Genomic DNA, 17162 nt, shown 5'->3' on the forward strand with positions numbered 1-17162 from the left:
CGCATGGCCCAACTTGAAGCGCCGCAAGCCTCGGCTGGGATTGCGGCCCGATCTAGGCAGCCGGCTTCACATCGCGCCTGCCGCAGCGGCGGGATGCGATGAGAACCTGCCCTGTTTAGCATGACAGCGGCCGGTGGTCGCCATTGGCGCTCCGTCGCCCCGACCTTAGGATGCCGGGGGAATCACGGAGTTTGCCATCATGACCCAGCCGCCGATCCGCCCCGTGCTGGCGATATCGACCGCGGTGTTCCGCGACGGGCAGGTGCTGCTGGCCCGGCGCGGCGCGGCACCGCTGCGCGGGCTGTGGTCGCTGCCGGGCGGAAGGCTGGAGCCGGGGGAAACCCTGGCCGAAGGCGCCGCCCGCGAGGTGATGGAGGAGGTCGGCGTCGCCTGCCGCGTAGTGGGGGTCGCCGGCGCGCTCGATATCATCCGCCGCGACGATGCCGGCGAGGTCAGCGCTCATTTCGTCGTGGTCAGCCATGCCGGGCTCTGGCTCGACGGCGAACCGGCGACCGGGCCGGAGGCGGCGGAGGTCGGCTGGTTCGATCCGCACCATCTGCCCGACGATAGCACCGAAGGCCTCGCCGGCATCGTTGCGGCGGCGCGTGCGCTTGTCACCGGCTCTTGACGGCGCCGCCGCTCCGGCTCACCACAAGCGCAATGACACGCTGCCCGAACCCGCTCGCCCTTCTGCGTCCATTCCGTCCCCACCATGCGGCGGGTGCGGCGGCCGTCGGCCTGGCACTGGTGCTGGCACTGGCCGCCCCCGCCGGCGCACAGACGGCCTCCCGGCCGAACCAGGGCTCCGCCCCGCCCTATGAGGCGGACATGCTGCGGCTGGCGGAAATGCTGGGCACCCTCCACTACATCCGCCCCCTTTGCGGCACACCGGATGCCGGGCGGTGGCGCGACGAGATGCAGGGCCTGTTGGAGGCCGAACAGCCATCCGAGGAGCGGCGCGGGCTCATGGTCGCCGCCTTCAATCGCGGCTATGAGAGCTACCGGCAGGTTTATCACAGCTGCACGCCGTCCGCCCAGCTGGTGGCACAGCGCTATCTCGAGGCCGGCGCCCGATTGTCCCGCGACATCGCGGCCCGCTACGGCAGCAATTAACCACGCGGGCAGCCCCGACATGGAGCCGGCCGCCGCGCCGTGCTACCCATTGGTGGGAAGCGCCACGCGCAGGAGCGGATGATGAGACCGCGGGCTTGGTTTGTCGTCGTTGCCGCAGGCCTGCTTTCCCTCACGGTGCCGTTGCACGCCGATGGCTCGGGCGATCCCGCGGTCGCCGGATCGGATGATGGCAAATACGCCGACAGGGACGGCAACCCCACCTTCAAGATCTCTGCCGACGGCACCGTCGATTGGTACACGGCGATCGGCTATGTCCGCTACACCGCCAATTGCATGCAGTGCCACGGCCCGGACGGGTTGGGATCGAGCTTTGCCCCTTCGCTCGTCGATGCGCTGAAACGGCTCAGCTACAGCCAATTCCTCGACACCGTGACCAACGGCAAGAAGAACGTCGACGCCAGCCAGGAGCTGGTCATGCCGTCATTCGGGGTCAATCCGAACGTGATGTGCTACATAGACGCCATCTTCATCTATCTGAGGGCGCGCTCCGATGGCGCGCTTGGTCGTGGGCGACCGCAGAAGAGCGAGCCCCGCCCCGCCGGATACAGCGCGGCCGAGGACGCCTGCATGGGTTAGTCCGCAGCCGTGACCGCCGCGCTCCGGCGCGGGCCTGCCGCCGCGCCGACCAGCGGCGTGTTGCGTGTCGAAGGACGTGGAGCGCCCGACTGGGGTACCAGGGAGGAAATCATGGGACTTCGCAACTTGCTGGCCTCGGCCGCCGTGATAACGGCAGGCCTTGCCGGAGTGCCGGGCGCGAGCACGGCCCAGCAACCCCCGGCGGCACAGCCGGCCGCCCGGCCGAATATCCTGGTCATCTTCGGCGACGATGTCGGACCAATATCAGCGCCTATTCCTTCGGCTTGATGGGCTACCAGACGCCGAACATCGACCGGATCGCCAAGGAAGGCATGAAGTTCACCGATTATTACGCGGAGAACAGCTGCACCGCCGGCCGTTCCTCCTTCATCACCGGCCAGACGCCGAAGCGCACCGGCCTCACCAAGGTCGGCATACCCGGCGCCAGCGTCGGCCTGCAGGATCGCGACGTCACCATCGCGCTGAAGCCGCTCGGCTATGCCACCGGCCAGTTCGGCAAGACCATCTCGGCGAGCGCGACGAATATTTGCCGACCAATCATGGCTTCGACGAGTTCTTCGGCAATCTCTGTCATCTCAACGCCGAGGAAGATCCCGAGCGTCCCTATTGGCCCAAGGACGATCCCGACTGGGTGAGGCTAACTCCCCGCGCGGCGTGCTGAAGGCCTCCGCCGATGGCAGGATCGGAGGATACCGGCCCGCTCGACCGCAAGCGGATGGAGACCGTCGACGAGGAGACCACGAGTGCCGCCGCCGATTTCATCGAGCGGCAGGTCAAGGCGGGCAAGCCGTTCTTCACCTGGATGAACACCACCCGCATGCACGCCTTCACGCATGTCCGCCCCTCGATGCAGGGGCAGAGCGGCATGCCGGGAAACGACGATGCCGATGGTATGATCGAGCATGACGGCCATGTCGGCCAGTTTCTGAAGAAGCTCGACGATCTCGGCATCGCCGACAACACCATTGTCATCTACACCACCGACAACGGCCCGAACCAATGGTCCTGGCCGGACGCGGCGACCACGCCGTTCCGAAACGAGAAGGACACGAACTGGGAAGGAGCCTTCCGCGTTCCGCGCCATGATACGCTGGCCGGGCCGCATCAAGCCCGATTCCGTCGCGACCGAGATGTTCTCCGGCCTTGACTGGTTCCCGACATTGCTGGCGGCCGCAGGTGAGGCCGACATCAAGGAAAAGCTGCTGCAGGGCACCAGCATCGGCGGCAAGACCTTCAAGGTGCATCTCGACGGCTACAACCAGCTTCCCTATCTCACCGGGCAGCAGGAGCGCGGCAACCGCAACGAGTTCGCCTATTTCAACGATGACGGCCTGATGGTCGTCTATCGCAACGGGCCGTGGAAGGCGGTGTTCTGCGAGATGCGGGCGCCGGGCGGGTTCCGCGTCTGGTACGAGCCCTTCACCTGCCTGCGGGTTCCCAAGCTGTCCAACCTTCGCATGGATCCGTATGAACGGGCCGACATCGTCTCCGATCAGTATGACGACTGGCGGGCGAAGAATGCCTATCTCATGGGCTACATGTCGGCGAAGGCCGGCGCGTTCCTGCAGAGCTTCATCGACTATCCGCCGAGCCAGGTTCCGGCCAGCTTCACCATCGACCAGGTGTCGCGCGACATCGAGGAACGGGTGAAGGCCAACGCCGCCAAGTCCGGTGCCGGCGCACCGAACTGAGGCACCACGCCCAGCCGGCGGGGCTGGTCTCCGCCGGTCAGGCGCGCCGGCGAAGCGCGCCCCCGCTCTCCCCGGTGCGCGCAGCGGGACGGCTGCCGTGGCGGCGGCTGGCTGCTCGTGGCACCCCGGATCCCTCAGCCGCCGGCTTCGTGCCCCCCGCGCCACCACGCCCGTGACGACGCCACCCGCGAATGGGCCTGTCGCAGCGTAGGTGGGAATGTTTGCATGCGGGAGACGGAACCCCGACCACCACGCGGGGTTGTGGAGGCATGGAGAGGAGCGTCAACCATGGATCACGCCAATCATACACATCTGAGCCGCGACGAACTGACCCCCGACATTCTCGATGGCGCAACCATATACGGCCTGGGCGATCATAAGATCGGCAGCGTCTCCCACATCCACGGCACCGGCAGCACCATCCAGGTCGTCATCGACGTCGGCGGGTTTCTCGGCATCGGCGCGAAGCCCGTTGCGGTGCCGATCGGCGATCTCGATTTCATGCGCGACGAAGATGGCGACGTTCACGCCGTCACCTCATGGACGAAAGAGCAGTTGAAGGAGATGCCGGAGCACCGCGACCCCTTGGGCTGACGATGAGGCTCGGTGCTTCCGGGATAAGACGCCGGGTCCGGCAGTAACTTATGGAGATGGCCGCACGGGGCCGCCTGCACATGGTGCGGACGAACGCAGCGTGCGATCGCGAAGCGGTGAGCGCCCGATCAATGACCCTGGCCACGAACGGCCAACCGTAGGCATGGTGCCCGCCATCGGCGGTAGCCCGCGCCGGCGGTCTGCCGTCGGCGTGCGTCGCTACGTCCGCGAGAGCGTCGAGAGGCGGCGCCGTCCGGTTGGCGAAGTCGCCCCGGCGGACCATATGAAGCCTGGCCAGCAAGGCCATCCTTCAACCCGTCCGTCGGTGGAGATTTTGCATGTCGCTTTCGATCTTTGAGGCGTCGATCCCGGTGTTTCTGCGGGCCTTCGACAATTTTTCGGCGATCCTCGAGAAGGGAGAGACATTCGCCCAGGTGAAGGGCATCGATCCAGCCACATTGGTGGAGGCACGGCTTGCGCCGGATATGTTGTCGCTGGCCGGACAGGTCCAGCGCGCCAGCGACACCGCGAAATTTTGTGCCGCCCGCCTCACCGCCACGCAAGGCCCGAGCTTCGAGGACAACGAGGCCAGCTTTGCCGAGCTGCACGCGCGCATCGCCAAGACCGTCGCCTATCTGAAGGGTCTCGATGCCGCGAGTTTCGACGGCGCCGAGATTCGCCAGATCGTGCTGAAGCGCCGTCAGGGCGAAGTGACGCTTGACGGGCGCGGCTATCTTTTCACTTTCGCTCTGCCGAACTTCTTCTTCCACGTCACGACCGGCTACGACATTCTGCGCCACAAGGGCGTGCCGGTCGGGAAATCGGATTTCCTCGGCCCGTTGTGACCCGTGATTGGCGGCAACAGGCCGCCGCCGATCCCGCATGCTCCTGCATCGCCTCAGGTTGCCGGCTGCATCTCCGCCAGCAGCGTCGGGATCAACTCCGACACTGTCGGATGGATCGGCACGGCGCGTTGGAAGACGGTATAGGGAACGTCCGCGTTCATGATGTCGAGCAGGCCGTGAATGGCCTCGTCGCCACCCGTGCCGAGAATGGCCGCTCCAAGGATGCGCTGCGTTTGCGCGTCGACTACCACCTTCATGAAGCCGAGCGTCTCGCCCTTCTCGACGGCGCGGCCGACCCGTGTCATCGGCCGCTTGCCGACGAGAAGCGTTCGGCCGGTCTGCCGAGCCTTCGCCTCCGTCATGCCCACGCGCCCGAGCGGAGGATCGGTATAGAGCGCATAGCCGGGCAAGCGCTCGCTCACCTTCCAGTCCTGACCATCGAGCAGGTTGGCCGCGACGATCTCGAAGTCGTTATAGGCGGTGTGAGTGAAGGCGCCCCGTCCATTGCAATCGCCCAGCGCATAGACGCCGGGCACGCTGGTCTGCAGATGATCGTCGACGGTGATGTAGCCGCGCCCGTCGGTGCTGATGCCCGCAGCGTCCAGGCCGAGGTCGTCGGTATTCGGCCGCCGGCCGATCGCAAGCAGCACATGCGAGCCGACGATCTCCGGCACGCCCTCCGTGCAGCCGACCCGCACCGCCACGCCTTCGTCCCGCCGGGCGAAGCTCAGGCATTCGGCACCGGTGCGCACCTCGATTCCCTCGGCCTCCACGATCTCCCGGATGGTGGCGGACACGTCCTCGTCCTCGCGCGCGATCAGCCGTCCGCTCTTCTCCACCAGTGTGACGCGGGAGCCGAAGCGGCGGAACATCTGCGCGAATTCGAGGCCGATATAGGAGCCGCCGACAACCACCAGATGCGCCGGCACCGCTTCCAGCTCGACCATGGCGCTATTGGTGAGATACGGCACCTCCCCGAGGCCGGGCAGATCCGGCACCGACGCGCGGCCGCCGACATTGATGAAGATGTGCGGGGCGGTGAGCGCCGTGCCGGCGACCTTGACGTCATGTGCGCCGGTGAACCGGGCATGGCCGCGAAACACGGTGCAGCCATCCATGCCTTCAAGCCACGTCTCGATGCCGGCGCGCCCGTCCCGAATGATCTTCCCGGCGCGGGATTGCACCTTCTTCATGTCGATGCGGGGGGCGCCGTCGAGCACGACGCCATATTCCGCCGCCCGCTGCGCCATGCGGGCGGCATAGGCGCTCGCCACCAGGGTCTTGGTCGGCTTGCAGCCGGTGTTGACGCAGGTGCCGCCGAAATGATGGCGCTCGATCACGGCGACGCTCTTGCCGGCAGCGGTCAGCCTGCCGGCAAGAGAGGGCCCGGCCTGGCCGGCACCGATGATGATCGCGTCGAAGCGGCGGGCCGCGTCCGGCTCCGCCATCACGGCACCATGACGATGACGAGGGCACCGATCACCGACACGGCATCCTCGATCAGGGCGGCGGGCCGGTCCTTGCCGAACAGCTCGGCAAGGCGCCCGCGCGCCGACCGCCCGCCCAGCGTACCGATCGCCGCGCCGATCGCACCGGCCACCGCTCCGATCAACAGGCTGCCGCCCGCGACGCCGAGACAGGCGCCGCAAAGGGCGCCGCTGATCAGGCGGGCGCCGAATTGCGGCGGCACCGTCCGGCTCGGGGTCGTCGGCAGCTGGTCGGTGACGAACTCGACGAGAGCGAGCGCGGTGAATATCCAGGGTGTCCACGCATAGCCCATGAAGGCCAGCGGCGAGGCGGAAAGATCGATCCAGCCGAGATGGGCGGCCCAGGCAATGGCCGCCGGCGCGGTCATGGCACGCAACCCGGCAACGACACCGATCAACACGGCAAGAAGATAGAGCATGGCACCCCCCGATGAACCGCTCGCACCTCGGGCGCCCCGCGCGTCCAACAGCGCATTATCGTGTTCTGCTGGCTATCAAGTGACAGGACGGGGGTTCTGACAAGAGTCCGCGCGGATTCACCATCGAGAACGCACGGCGAGCTGCACACCGGGGCTTGGCGACAACCCGCTTGGCTACCCCCGCATGCCGACACGCACTTGGCGAGGCCCGCCTCTGATGCAGGGGCCGGTGATGAGGGCGAGCCCGGCATGTCAGTTGCGGGCGATCCGGCTCGGCAGCAATTCACCGCTGCGCTCGAGGATCGGGTAGGCCGCGGCGGCAACGATATGGCTGTTGATCAGCTTCATGTCGCGCAGCAGATCGAGATGGAGGGCGCTCGCCTGTGCGGTGGGAAGCTCGCTGTCGCGCAGGCGTTCGAAATGCTGCAGCGTGGCGCGGGATTCGGCATCGCGGAACGCGATTTTTTCGTCGGCCAGAAGGCGCGCCGCCCGCGGATCCTCGGTCATGAACAGCGAGGCGGCGGTGCGCAGATTGGTGATCAGCCGGTCCATGAGCGAAAGCAGTTCCTCCTGACGCTCCTTGGGCAGGGCGAGGCCGCGTTTCAGCCCCTTCGAGGTGTGCGGCAGCAGATAGCGATCGACGACATCGCCGGCCTGTTCGAGGTTCATCGTGAAGCCGAGCACTTCCTGCAGGCGGCGGTGGTCGTGCGGTCCGAGTTCGTCGGGGTCGATCGAGGTGAGATAGCTCTTGATGGCGATGTTGAGCCGATCGATGACGTCATCCTGCCGCCGCGTCTCGGCGATCAGCCGGCGATCGCCGCTGCGCAGCCCGTCTCGCGCGCCGGCCAGCATGGTTTCCAGGACGTCCGCCAGCCGGAGCGCCTCGCGCGCCGCGCCGCCGAGCGCTACGATCGGCGTCTCTTTCGCGGCAGGATCGAGATAAAGCGGATGCGACGGGTCGGCGCGGGCGGCCCGGCTCGGCAGCATCTTCGTGAGTAGCCGCCCGAACGGACCAAGGATCGGCAGAAAAACCATCGCCACGACGACGTTGAAGAGCGTGTGAAAATCCGCCACCGCCCGGGCATCGACCGGCTGGAGCGTGACCACGAAGCGCCCGATCGGCTGCAGCGCCAGCAGGCAGACGCCGACGCCGATGAGGCGGGTCAGCAGATTGCCGAGCGGCACCCGCTTTGCGGCCGGGTCGTTGCCGGCCACGCCCTCCAGCAGCGGGTTGATCGCCGTGCCGATATTGGCGCCCAGCACCAGCGCGAACGCGGCATTGGGCGGCACCGCGCCATTGGCGGCGAGCGACATGACCAGCAGCACCACGGCGACGCTCGAATGCGCCGCCCAGGTCAGGCCGGCCGCCAGCAGCACATCGAGGAGGGGCACGGTGGAGATGGCGCCGAGGAGCAGGCGCAGGCTCGGCGCATCCTCATAGTCGCGCATGAGATCGAGCAGGTTTTCGAGCGCCATCAGCATCAGGCCCAGCCCGATCAGCACCCGGCCCAGATCATGGGTCTGCGACGAGGAATCCCGCCGGAACATCAGCACGCCGACAAGGATGAAGGCGGGGGCGACCACGGCGATGTCGAAGGAGAGCAGCTGCACGATCAACGTCGTGCCGACATTGGCGCCGAGCATGACGGCAAGCGCCGGCACCAGCTCGACCAGACCGCCGGCGGCGAAGCCTGTCACCATCAGCCCGGTAGCGGTGCTGCTCTGCAGCAGCGTCGTCACCCCGAGCCCGGCAATGAAGGCGCGAAAGCGGTCGCCCAGCGCGGCGCCGAGGATGGTCTTCAAGCGGGGTCCGAAGGCGCGCTGCACGCCGGTCTGCACCATATGGGTGCCCCACAGCAGCAGCGCGATGTAGCCGGCAAGATCAACAAGGCTCGCGGGAAAGCTCATAAGGGCAGCAAATGCCACTTCCCGTCGTGAGGCAAGGGTCTGATGCGGCCTGGTTAATCGTTCCCGGCACGCGGATAGAGCGAAACGATCTGCCCGGCGATAAAGCTTTCGGCGTTTCGCCACGCCGCGTCACTGTCGCCGCGAAAGGTGTAGAGGCGTTCGAGCACCTTTTTGTCTGTCCTGAGATCGATGAGCGCCACCTTGGCCCATTGCACCAGCGTGCTCATCTTCTGGATGCCGCCCACCAGCAGGAGATCGGCGCCGGCATGCTGCGCCGCCGCGGTGAATTCGGAGACGTTTCCATCCGTCAGGACACAGGGCTGGCACGGCAGCGAAACGAGGCGGAACCTCTCGCTCGCCGCAATGTCCCGCCTGAGCGCACTCATGAAGGCCTGCAACCGAGTCTGGTGGTCGGCCCTCTGGTCCCGCGGCTCTCCCGAGGTGTCGATATACTGGAATTCCACGATCGCGACCGCCGCGCGCCGGGCCTCGGCGGAGGCCTGGCCCGGCGATGTCAACGAGCCGGCGAGAAAGAGCGCGAGAAGAAAATGGCGCATGCGGGTGTGCTCCATGTTCATTCGGCAGGAAAGGTCGCTCGGCCGGGGACCGCACGCAGGAAACCAGCCTGTCCCCTCACTCTGGGACGGAATGTCGGGAGGGGCGGCCCGCTTATATCAGCCACGACGCCGTTCCGATGGTGGAGCCGAGGGGATTTGAACCCCTGACCTCTGCAGTGCGATTGCAGCGCTCTCCCAACTGAGCTACGGCCCCTCACCATCAGGCCGCGCCTTGTACGTGCGCCCCCGACGCCCTGTCAAGCAGCCTCGTCGCATCACGCACAGGCGCGCGCATTTTCCCGCGCCCGCAGGCCGGCCCATGCCGGAAGGAGGCCAGATGTCCGCCACCCCTGCCCTTCCGGCTGCCGGAGAGCAGGTAAGCAGGCTGCCCGGTGCGATCGGGGTTGCCGCAATGCGGTCGCGCCTTTAAGCATTCCTCAGCTCAGGCCCCGCGCCGCCCGCCCTCCTTGAGGTTCGCGATGTATTCGCTGCTCTGGTTGTTCGATACGCTCATTTCGCTCTATGTCTGGATTCTCATCGCCTCGGCCATCCTGTCCTGGCTGGTGGCGTTCAACGTGGTCAATCCGCACAATCAGGTGGTGCGCAGCGTCGGCGAGTTCCTCTGGCGCATCACCGAGCCGGTGCTGGCGCCCATCCGCCGGCTGCTGCCCAATCTCGGCGGCATCGACGTTTCGCCGATCATCCTGATCATCGGCCTTTATTTCATCCGCAACCTGGTGTTCGAGCTGGTCACCTGAGCCGGGCAGGTTTCGCCGTGGTGGCCCCGGCCGCCTGGATGCCGACCGCCGACGGCGTGACGGTGAGCGTGCGCGCCACCCCGCGCGGCGGGCGCGACGCCGTCGAGGGCGTCATCGAGCTGGCGGATGGTCGCCGCGCGCTGAAGGCGCGGGTCAGTGCGGCACCGGAGGACGGCAAGGCCAATGCCGCGCTTGCCCGCCTGCTGGCGAAGCTGCTGGACGTGCCGGTCGCGAAGGTCGAGCTGGCCTCGGGCGCCACAGCGCGCCTCAAGACCTTCCGCATCAGCGGCGATGCCGCGGCGATAATCGCCAAGCTCATGGCGCTGTGAGCGCATCGCCGCGCCCGGCGAGCGCGGAGCTTGAACTCGCGGTCGAGAATGCGAACTTGCCGTCGGTGGTCAGCCAGCCCAGCCGAAGGCGAGCTTCTCCAGCGTGCGGCCGCCGAAGGTCTCGGAGGAGCGGGCGATATTGGCACCGCCAAGGGCGCGGTAAAACGCCAGCGCCGGCTCGTTTGCCGCCAGTGCCCACACCGTCACACCGTCGAAGCCGGCCCCGACCAGTTCCTTGCGGGAATCGGTGAACAGCCGGCGGCCGAAGCCGAGCCCCTGATATTCCGGCCGCAGATAGAGCTCATAGATCTCGCCCTCATAGGGCAGGCCGCGCGCGCGGTTGCGGCCGAGATTGGCATAGCCGGCGATGCGGTCGGCATGGGTAAGCACCAGCACGCGCGAGCCGCGCCGCAAGGCGGTTTCCCACCAGCCCGGCCCGCGTCGCTCGATCATCTTCTCGAGCTCGACGCCGGGAATGAGGCCGCGATAAGCCACGCGCCACGCCGAGTCGTGAATCTCGGCGATGTCGGGAGCATCTGCCGGGCGGGCCCGGCGGGTTTCGAAGAGAAGCGTGCCCATGGCGCTTATGGGAGCAAAAGCCGGGCGCGGGATCAAGTAGCTTTGTGGCGAAATCGCGCGGTGGTCCACCAGAGCGCGGTCGCCGCGACCGGAACACCAAACGAAACGGCCGCCCCGAGGGGCGGCCATTCCTTGATCGGCGGGTGTCGAAACGGGCTCAGACGCCCTCGGCTTCCTTGCGGCGCTCCTCGCGCTTGCGCTCGTTCGGGTCGAGCAGGCGCTTGCGCAGGCGGATCGACTTCGGCGTCACCTCGACCAGCTCGTCGTCCTGGATCCAGGCGAGCGCGCGCTCCAGCGTCATGCGGATCGGCGGGGTCAGGCGCACCGCCTCGTCCTTCGAGGTGGTGCGGATGTTGGTGAGCTTCTTGCCCTTCAGCACGTTCACTTCGAGGTCGTTGTCGCGGGTGTGGATGCCGATCAGCATGCCCTGATAGACCTTCCAACCCGGCTCGATCATCATCGGGCCGCGATCCTCGAGGTTCCACAGCGCGTAGGCCACCGCCTCGCCCGCCTCGTTGGCGATCAGCACGCCATTGGTGCGGCCGGCGATCTCACCCTTGTAGGGGGCGTATTCGTGGAACAGCCGGTTCATGATGGCGGTGCCGCGGGTGTCCGTGAGCAGCTCCGACTGGTAGCCGATCAGGCCGCGGGTCGGAGCGTAGAACACCAGGCGCACGCGGTTGCCGCCGGAGGGGCGCATTTCCACCATCTCGGCGCGGCGCTCGCTCATCTTCTGCACGACGACGCCGGAGAACTCCTCATCGACGTCGATCAGCACTTCCTCGATCGGCTCCAGCGTCTCGCCGGCCTCGTTCTTGGTGAACACCACGCGCGGACGCGACACGGCGATCTCGAAGCCCTCGCGGCGCATGGTCTCGATCAGCACCGCCAGCTGGAGCTCGCCGCGGCCGGAGACGTAGAACGAGTCCTTCTCGGTGGATTCCTCGATCTTCAGCGCGACATTGCCCTCCGCCTCGCGCAGCAGGCGGTCGCGGATGACGCGGCTGGTCACCTTGTCGCCCTCGGTGCCGGCGAGCGGCGAATCGTTGACGATGAAGGTCATGGTCACGGTCGGCGGGTCGATCGGTTGCGCCTTCAGCGGCGTGTCTACCGATGGATCGCAGAAGGTGTCGGCCACCGTGCCCTTGGACAGGCCGGCAATGGCGACGATGTCGCCGGCGACGCCTTCCTCGATCGGCTGCCGCTCGATGCCGCGGAAGGCGAGGATCTTGGAGATACGCCCCTGCTCGACCAGCGAGCCGTCCTGCGCGAGAACCTTGACCGACTGGTTCGGCTTGATCGAGCCGGAGGTGATGCGCCCGGTGATCATGCGGCCGAGGAAGGGGTTGGCCTCCAGCAGGGTGCCGATCATCTTGAACGGCGCGTCCTCCTCGACGGTCGGCTCCGGCACATGCTTGAGCACCAGGTCGAACAGCGGCGCCATGCCTTGATCCTGCGGACCTTCCGGTGAGTGAGCCATCCAGCCGTTGCGGCCGGACCCGTAGAGGATCGGGAAATCGAGCTGCTCGTCATTGGCGTCGAGTGCCGCGAACAGGTCGAACACCTCGTTGATGACTTCCTGCGCGCGGGCGTCCTGCCGGTCGACCTTGTTGATGGCGACGATCGGCTTCAGTCCGACCTTGAGCGCCTTGCCGACCACGAATTTGGTTTGCGGCATCGGGCCTTCGGCAGCATCGACCAGCACGATGGCGCCGTCCACCATGTTGAGGATGCGCTCCACCTCGCCGCCGAAATCGGCGTGGCCGGGGGTGTCGACGATGTTGATGCGGGTGTCCTTCCAGACCACCGAGGTGGCCTTGGCCAGGATGGTGATGCCGCGCTCCTTTTCGAGATCGTTCGAATCCATCACACGCTCGGCGACGCGCTGGTTCTCACGATAGGAGCCGGACTGCTTGAGCAGTTCGTCCACCAGCGTGGTCTTGCCGTGGTCGACGTGGGCGATGATGGCGATGTTGCGCAGCTTCATAAGTAAACACCAAAAAGCGGGCCCGAAGGCAATTCGGACCCGCGTGGGAAATTTTGCGGCGCACTATACTCAGAAAGCCCGTAAAGGCAACGCCGGAACGCGCAAAAGCGCTGACGCGGCCTCAACGCCGCGCCGGCGCGAGGCACTCAGTGCGATCGGTTCAGCTCCCACAGCCGGCGGATCTGCCCGGCCTTTAAGATCTCGCCTTCCGGCGTGCGCAGCCAAGCGACGTCGCGCCCGGCCGGCGATTGGGTCATGGCAAAGGCGACGGCGTCCTCGACCGTCTCGAACTCATAGCTGTCCGGCCAATTGTCCGGCGCGTGCACGTCGTGCGAGGCCGGCCAGTATTGCAGCCGGACGCGCGCATGTTCGACGCCAGACGGCTCGGGTCTAGACTCCATGGCGATGCTCCTCCTTTTCAGAGTGGCGCGCCGCAAGCCGGCACGCCGGCAGCGCCGCGGCTTCATCCACGGCGGATTCGGGAAACGCCCGATGCCGCGATCGGTTCCCTCGGCAAACGCACGCCACCGCTGCCCCGATTGCCGGTGCGGCACTTGAACGCCGGCGCCGCTATCCCAGTTGTCAAGGCAGACGATGCACGGGACGAGAGGGAGGGACTTGCGATGAACGGACGCCCCGATGCCGGCCGCCCGGCCGAGACGGAGGTCGACGAGGCGCTGGAGGAGAGCTTTCCCGCCAGCGATCCGCCGGCCTTCACCGGCATCACCGGCGCCGTACCGATTCCGGAGACCGAGCCGGCCTCGCAACCGAGCGAGGAAGACATAGACGAGGCGCTGGAGGAGAGTTTCCCCGCCAGCGATCCCCCCGCCTTCACCGGCGTCACCGGCGTGAAGGGGGGCGGATAGCGAACCAGCCACGCCGCGCACGGGACACGCCGCGCACGAGACACGTCGCTCGCGGGATCGGAAGGCCGGGCCTTCTACATATAGGTCTGGTCGGCGATGGCGGCTCCAAGCCCATAGGCGAGATAGACCAGCACGGCGAACCACCACAGATGGGTCAGCAGCGGGGGATGCCCCTGGCCGCGCTGGCGGTTGCGCCGCTGGCGCTGGTCGTACCAGCCCAGCGCCCCCAGAACGGCGAGCGGCGCGGGCGCCAGCAGGCCGACGCCGAAAAATCCCATGATCGCGCCGATCACCACGCACGCCGACAGCAGGATCGGCCCCTCCATCAGATCCCACGGCGTCCAGGGCAGAGGCGGTGGTGGGCCGTGATAGGTCATGTGTCGCTACCGTTGCTGAACATTGGGACGCTCCCGGGCGAACCACGGGGTGGGAGACTAAAGAGACGGGAAGCTATGGCGAGCCGGACGCCGCGACACTCCGGCCACCCGCCACCTCTCGACGGCGAAAGGCCTAGCCGGCACCGACGCCCGGCCCGGTGGGGCCGGCCGGACCCGAAGGACGCCGCGCCCAGGGCCCGAACCGTGCTTCCGGCTGAGCGGCGCGCAGCATCATCATCTCGCCGACATTCTCCGGCGACAGCAGGCCGACCAGCCGGCCGTCGACATCGAGCGCGCCCAGCACCGGCGCCCCGCTCTGGGTGAGCCGTTGCAGCGCCTTGTCGAGCGGCGCCCGCACCGGCAGCGTCGGGACGTCGCCCTGCATGGCCTCCAGCACCGAAGCCTCCGGTCCCTTGGCCTGCAGCGCCCGGATCATCGCGTCGCGGGTCAGCACGCCCCGCAGATGGCCGGCGCCGTCGACGATGGGGAACTCCTTCTGGGTGGTACGGATCAGCGCCTCGGCCGCGTCGCCGACGCTGGATTGCGGCCCCAGCGTCTCGAAATGGGTGATCATCGCGTCCTGCACCAGCACGCCCTGCGCCGCCTGCCGCATCTGCACCGTGCCCGCTTCGCCGGAGGCGGCCAGGAACACGAAGACGGCGATGATGATCAGCATCGGGTTGCCGAAGATGCCGAGGAAACCGAGTCCGATGGCCAGGGCCTGGCCGATCGACGCCGCCGTCTGCGTCGCCTGCGCATGGCCCATCCGCATGGCGAGCAGCGCCCGCAGCACCCGCCCGCCATCCATCGGAAAGGCCGGGATGAGGTTGAACACCACCAGGAAGATGTTGGCCCCCGCCAGCTTGGCGAGCAGGCCGATCTGCGGGTTCTCGATGTTCTCCAGATGCTCGACGCCGGTGGTGCCGCCCAGTGCCAGGATCAGCACCAGCGCGATGACCACGTTCACCGCCGGCCCGGCCAGCGCGACCACCAGTTCCTCGGAGGGCTTTTCCGGAATGCGCTCCAACCGCGCAATGCCCCCGAACGGCCACAGCGTCACCTCCGGCGTCTTCACCCCATAGCGCCGGGCGGCGAAGATATGGCCGAACTCGTGCAGCAGCACGCACAGGAACAGCAGCGCCACGAAGGCGACGCCCTCCCAGGCGGCGCCGGCACCGCCGCGCTGGTAATAGGCGACCCAGATCCAGATCAGGAACAGCAGGAAGGTGACGTGGATGCGCACCGCGGTGCCGTAGATGTAGCCGACGGTCAGCGACCAGGGCATGCGACTCTCCGATGCAACTCTGCCGGGAACCAGCTGCGGCGGGAAGCTGCCGCGCGGCGAGCTTAACCGGTAGCACCTTCCCGACGAAAGCTCGGCAACAAGATTGTCGTGGATTCGCACGGCGGCGGCGCGCAAGCCGGTGGGGAACCGAGGCGCCCGCCGGAGGTTGGCATGGGAGGACGGCAGGACCGCCGCCACCCGCACCGGCAAGGGAGGAGCCTTCGCGATGGACCGCACGCTGCGCACCACGACACAAGCCATCGACCATGTGTGGAAGATGATGGAGGAGATTCGCACCTGCATGCTGGTGACCAAGCAGGGCCTCGCCTTGCGCGGCCGGCCGATGCACGCCATGCCGTCGCGTGAAGAAGGCTGCGTGTGGTTCCTCTCCGACCGCCGCGGCCACAAGGACGAGGAACTGGAGCGCGATCCGCAGGGCGCGCTCATCTTCGCCCATCCCGGCCGCAACGATTATCTCTCGGTCTCCGGCGAGACCGAGGTGAGCGTGGATCGCGCCAAGATCGACGAATTGTGGAACGACGCCGCCCGTGCCTTCTGGCCGGAGGGCAAGGCCGATCCCAATATCTGCGTACTGCGCTTCTTGCCCGAGGACGCGGAGTATTGGGACGGCCCGTCCAGCTCGGTGCTGATCGCCCTCAAATTGGCGACCGCCCGCATGACCGGCGACACGCCGGATCTCGGCGAGAGCCGCAAGGTGCCGCTCGGCTGAAGGCGCCACCCGCCGCCCGCATCAGCGGCCCTGTTCCGCGAGGATCTCGCGGAGCAGGGCCGTGACCGGCAGATGGCCGAGGATCTCGGTATTGGTGTGGTGGCCGCTCCAGCCCGCCCGCTTGTCGACCGGAATGTCCCAGCGCGAATTGAGCCGGCCCAGCGGATCGGCGCCGCCGATCACGTCGATGACGTTGGTGAAGGCGGGTGGCACGGCGATCGTGGCGCTGAACGTCACGATCAGCCGATCGGAGCGGATCGGGCGCTGCTCCGCCTCGCTCCAGCGCACGAAGGCGTAGAGCGCCTCCGACATCACCAGATTGCCCTTGGAGTGGCCGGTGAGCACCTGAAAATCGAACCGCTGATCGCAGAGGAGCGCGAACGCCACCTGCGTATCGCGGCTGATCGCCGGATTGCGCGTCACCTTGTCGAGGCTGGCGGCGCTAGTTTCGGCACTCGCGGCGCCTGTCTGGGCCACTGGCGCCGGCAGGCGGTGGGCCTCCAGCGCCTCGAAGGCATGGCGCGCCTGGTTCACCCCGCCGAACCAGAACCATCCGCCCAGGGCCTCGGTGATCAGATCGGACATGCCATAGCCCGAGACCACCGCCAGCGCCGGCTTGCCGGTGGCATCGGCGACGTTACGGGCGAAGGCGGCGCTGCCGAGGGCCGAACTGCCGACCCCCGCAATGCACAGGCTGGTTGCCGTCGTGCCGCCGGCGGCGGCAAGGGCATCCAGCGTCGGCCAGAGGCTCACCTCGCCCATGCCGGATGGCGGCACCAGAACCAGCGAGCCTTCCAGGACGCCTAGCCGGCCCAGCGCCTGCGCTTCCTCCGGCGACAGCGTCTTGACGTCGTAGAAGAAGCTGTCGAGCGCGGTGTTGCGCTTGCGGAAGCCTTCCCAGGCCCAACCGCCGGTCCCGCCCGGCGGACGGCTCGGCAGGGCCGCGTTCTGTGCAAGGCTAGCGGACGTCAACGCGTCGAAAGTACCAAGCATGGGCCACCTCCCGACCGGAGAATGGC

19 protein-coding genes, 1 tRNA gene and 1 pseudogene are annotated in these 17162 nt (G+C 67.4%); 10 read left to right on the forward strand and 11 right to left on the reverse strand.

Going from position 1 to position 17162, the window contains the following annotated elements; translation table 11 throughout:
• The first annotated feature begins 199 nt into the window (after positions 1-199).
• From J2X65_RS04055 to J2X65_RS04080, 6 genes and pseudogenes are all read left to right on the forward strand, one after another.
• Positions 200-628 (forward strand): NUDIX hydrolase, encoded by a 429-nt coding sequence (locus J2X65_RS04055; RefSeq protein WP_310198358.1) that lies wholly within the window; start codon positions 200-202, stop codon positions 626-628.
• 32 nt (positions 629-660) lie between these two features.
• A complete protein-coding gene (locus J2X65_RS04060; RefSeq protein WP_310198361.1) occupies positions 661-1113 on the forward strand; it encodes a TIGR02301 family protein in 453 nt (150 codons plus the stop codon).
• An 81-nt stretch (positions 1114-1194) separates the two neighbouring features.
• A complete protein-coding gene (locus J2X65_RS04065; RefSeq protein WP_310198558.1) occupies positions 1195-1710 on the forward strand; it encodes a c-type cytochrome, methanol metabolism-related in 516 nt (171 codons plus the stop codon).
• A gap of 111 nt (positions 1711-1821) precedes the next feature.
• Positions 1822-3422, forward strand: a pseudogene (locus tag J2X65_RS04070) (arylsulfatase).
• A 288-nt stretch (positions 3423-3710) separates the two neighbouring features.
• Complete coding sequence (locus J2X65_RS04075) at positions 3711-4016, forward strand: PRC-barrel domain-containing protein (protein ID WP_310198363.1); 306 nt, start codon at positions 3711-3713, stop codon at positions 4014-4016.
• A gap of 338 nt (positions 4017-4354) precedes the next feature.
• On the forward strand, positions 4355-4861 hold the full coding sequence (locus J2X65_RS04080) for a DUF1993 domain-containing protein (protein WP_310198366.1): 507 nt from the start codon (positions 4355-4357) through the stop codon (positions 4859-4861).
• A 53-nt stretch (positions 4862-4914) separates the two neighbouring features.
• Here the strand turns inward: J2X65_RS04080 and J2X65_RS04085 are convergent, their stop codons facing one another.
• The 5 genes from J2X65_RS04085 to J2X65_RS04105 form a co-directional block, all read right to left on the reverse strand.
• Positions 4915-6309, reverse strand: a complete 1395-nt coding sequence (locus J2X65_RS04085; protein WP_310198369.1) for an FAD-containing oxidoreductase — start codon at positions 6307-6309, stop codon at positions 4915-4917.
• Positions 6309-6767 carry a DUF4126 family protein gene (locus J2X65_RS04090; RefSeq protein WP_310198372.1) on the reverse strand — a complete coding sequence of 153 codons (459 nt, stop codon included), beginning with the start codon at positions 6765-6767 and terminating at the stop codon, positions 6309-6311. The genes J2X65_RS04085 and J2X65_RS04090 overlap by 1 nt, the downstream gene beginning before the upstream one ends.
• A 252-nt stretch (positions 6768-7019) precedes the next feature.
• Positions 7020-8675, reverse strand: a complete 1656-nt coding sequence (locus J2X65_RS04095; protein ID WP_310198375.1) for a Na/Pi cotransporter family protein — start codon at positions 8673-8675, stop codon at positions 7020-7022.
• A gap of 53 nt (positions 8676-8728) precedes the next feature.
• The gene (locus tag J2X65_RS04100; protein ID WP_310198377.1) at positions 8729-9247 is read right to left on the reverse strand and encodes a DUF2380 domain-containing protein; all 519 of its coding nucleotides are present in this window, start codon (positions 9245-9247) and stop codon (positions 8729-8731) included.
• 123 nt (positions 9248-9370) lie between these two features.
• Positions 9371-9446 (reverse strand) — tRNA-Ala (locus tag J2X65_RS04105).
• Between the two features lie 265 nt (positions 9447-9711).
• Here J2X65_RS04105 and J2X65_RS04110 point away from each other — a divergent pair.
• A complete protein-coding gene (locus J2X65_RS04110; RefSeq protein WP_213364238.1) occupies positions 9712-9990 on the forward strand; it encodes a YggT family protein in 279 nt (92 codons plus the stop codon).
• Positions 9991-10028: 38 nt separating this feature from the next.
• Positions 10029-10319: a DUF167 family protein gene (locus J2X65_RS04115; RefSeq protein WP_310198380.1), complete on the forward strand. Its 291-nt coding sequence runs from the start codon at positions 10029-10031 to the stop codon at positions 10317-10319.
• A 69-nt stretch (positions 10320-10388) separates the two neighbouring features.
• On the opposite strand, the gene J2X65_RS04120 is transcribed toward J2X65_RS04115, so the two are convergent.
• The 3 genes from J2X65_RS04120 to J2X65_RS04130 form a co-directional block, all read right to left on the reverse strand.
• Complete coding sequence (locus J2X65_RS04120; protein ID WP_310198382.1) at positions 10389-10898, reverse strand: GNAT family N-acetyltransferase; 510 nt, start codon at positions 10896-10898, stop codon at positions 10389-10391.
• A gap of 157 nt (positions 10899-11055) precedes the next feature.
• Positions 11056-12885 carry a translational GTPase TypA gene (gene typA / locus J2X65_RS04125; RefSeq protein ID WP_310198384.1) on the reverse strand — a complete coding sequence of 610 codons (1830 nt, stop codon included), beginning with the start codon at positions 12883-12885 and terminating at the stop codon, positions 11056-11058.
• 146 nt (positions 12886-13031) lie between these two features.
• Positions 13032-13286: a hypothetical protein gene (locus J2X65_RS04130; protein ID WP_310198387.1), complete on the reverse strand. Its 255-nt coding sequence runs from the start codon at positions 13284-13286 to the stop codon at positions 13032-13034.
• Positions 13287-13508: 222 nt separating this feature from the next.
• On the opposite strand from J2X65_RS04130, the gene J2X65_RS04135 reads away from it, so the two are divergent.
• Positions 13509-13751, forward strand: coding sequence for a hypothetical protein (locus J2X65_RS04135; protein WP_310198390.1), 243 nt, complete (start codon positions 13509-13511; stop codon positions 13749-13751).
• A gap of 74 nt (positions 13752-13825) precedes the next feature.
• Here the strand turns inward: J2X65_RS04135 and J2X65_RS04140 are convergent, their stop codons facing one another.
• Both J2X65_RS04140 and J2X65_RS04145 read right to left on the reverse strand, forming a co-directional pair.
• Entirely contained in the window at positions 13826-14128 is a 303-nt protein-coding gene (locus J2X65_RS04140; protein ID WP_310198393.1) for a hypothetical protein, read from the reverse strand.
• 133 nt (positions 14129-14261) lie between these two features.
• Positions 14262-15413 carry a site-2 protease family protein gene (locus J2X65_RS04145; protein WP_310198396.1) on the reverse strand — a complete coding sequence of 384 codons (1152 nt, stop codon included), beginning with the start codon at positions 15411-15413 and terminating at the stop codon, positions 14262-14264.
• A 226-nt stretch (positions 15414-15639) separates the two neighbouring features.
• Between J2X65_RS04145 and J2X65_RS04150 the strand changes: the two genes are divergently transcribed.
• On the forward strand, positions 15640-16143 hold the full coding sequence (locus J2X65_RS04150; protein WP_310198399.1) for a pyridoxamine 5'-phosphate oxidase family protein: 504 nt from the start codon (positions 15640-15642) through the stop codon (positions 16141-16143).
• 21 nt (positions 16144-16164) lie between these two features.
• Here J2X65_RS04150 and J2X65_RS04155 read toward each other — a convergent pair whose 3' ends face one another.
• Entirely contained in the window at positions 16165-17136 is a 972-nt protein-coding gene (locus tag J2X65_RS04155; protein WP_310198402.1) for a hypothetical protein, read from the reverse strand.
• Between the last annotated feature and the right edge of the window lie 26 nt (positions 17137-17162).

Source organism: Ancylobacter sp. 3268, assembly GCF_031456575.1.
In the GTDB taxonomy this organism is placed as follows: Bacteria; Pseudomonadota; Alphaproteobacteria; order Rhizobiales; family Xanthobacteraceae; genus Ancylobacter.